This window comes from Desulfosporosinus cupriresistens (assembly GCF_001707885.1).
Taxonomy (GTDB): Bacteria; Bacillota; Desulfitobacteriia; order Desulfitobacteriales; family Desulfitobacteriaceae; genus Desulfosporosinus.
This window is the reverse complement of the sequence record NZ_MASS01000126.1, coordinates 1-1,553: the sequence shown is the minus strand read 5'-3', so window position 1 is coordinate 1,553 and position 1,553 is coordinate 1. Positions and strand designations below refer to the sequence as shown.

The window sequence follows — 1,553 nt, the reverse complement described above, 5'->3', positions numbered from 1 at the left end:
CAGAATCAAGCAGTCAGTGAAATAGCTAGAGAAACAGGATTGTCTGAGGCTACTTTGCATCAATGGAGAAAGCAAGCTCGAACCAAGGGAATGGCAGTTCCGAGCGGTGAACAGGAAGTTGAACGCTGGAGCACTCAAGATAAGTTTCTGATTGTGATGGAGACAGCCCTTCTTAGCGAAGTGGAACTAGCAGAGTATTGCCGAAGCAAAGGGCTTTATGTTGAACAAGTTCAAGCATGGCGTGATGCCTGTATGCAGGCCAATGGTGGAGTTGCTCAGCAAGCCACACGTTTTCAAAAAGACTTACGTGAAAAGGATCGTGCGATTAAGGCTTTAGAACGAGAACTTCGACGTAAGGAAGCTGCTCTAGCGGAAACTGCCGCTTTACTGGTTCTTAGAAAAAAGATAAATGCGATATGGGGGGACGGCGAGGACGCTTGATCAGCGCCTCAGATCGCATAAAGGCCATAATGCTGATTAAAGAAGCCACTCAAGCCGGTGCCCATGAAGAGATGGCTTGCAAAGAAATGGGAATTAGTTTGCGAACATTGCAACGTTGGCGAAGTGATACAACGCCACTTGAGGACCAACGGCCTTTTGCTGAACACCCTGTTCCTAGAAACAAACTAACCGAAACGGAAACTCAGGAAATCCTATCGGTGGTTAACCAGCCCATATTTCAAAGTCTTCCTCCGAGTCAGATCGTTCCCATGCTTGCCGATCAAGGCATCTATCTCGCATCGGAATCGACATTCTATCGTGTCTTAAGAAATCATAATATGCAGTACCACCGGGGTCGAAGTAAAAAACCAAGTAGCAAACCTATCTCAACCCACTGCGCAACAGGACCAAATCAGGTCTGGATGTGGGACATCACATGGCTACCCGGACCGGCCAAAGGCGTCTACTTTTACTTATACTTAATCTTGGATCTATACAGTCGAAAAATCACTGCGTGGGAGATCTGGCTAGAAGAGTCAGCTGAAAATGCTAGTATTCTGGTCCGCCGTGGGGTCTTATCTGAACAGCGCATCGTCTCAGTAAAACCGCTGGTTCTACACTCAGACAATGGAAGCCCCATGAAAGGCTCGTCACTCTTAGAAACCTTGTATCAGCTCGGGATAACGCCTTCAAGGAGTCGTCCTCGGGTCAGTAATGACAATCCTTACGCGGAGTCTATTTTCAGAACCTGTAAGTATCGTCCGAATTATCCCTTGTCCGGGTTTAAAGACTTAACACAAGCAAGAACCTGGGTTTTAGCCTTTGTTAAATGGTACAACCAGGAGCATCGGCACAGTGGCCTGAAGTTCCTAACGCCCCATCAAAGACATAGTGGAATGGATAAGGTCATTTTCGAAAACCGACGTAAACTTTATGAAAAGGCTAAAGCAGGGCACCCAGAACGCTGGTCCAGAGGAATCCGAAACTGGACGTTAGCTAATGAAGTATGGCTCAATCCTGAGCGCATTCAACCTGAAATCAATGAGGAAAAACAATCCTCTTAACTCATATATAATTTTGGGGTTTAGCGACAACTAACTTGACAAATACCG

The 1,553-nt window shown here is 46.4% G+C and carries 1 protein-coding gene; it reads left to right on the top strand.

What is annotated here, in order from left to right:
* A protein-coding gene (locus tag DSBG_RS21455; RefSeq protein ID WP_491005798.1) for an IS3 family transposase occupies positions 1–1,505 on the top strand; the annotation gives its coding sequence in 2 pieces (ribosomal slippage) (positions 1–406 and positions 406–1,505; 1,506 coding nt annotated over the 2 pieces). This gene is flagged as partial in the annotation.
* Positions 1,506–1,553 lie beyond the last annotated feature (48 nt).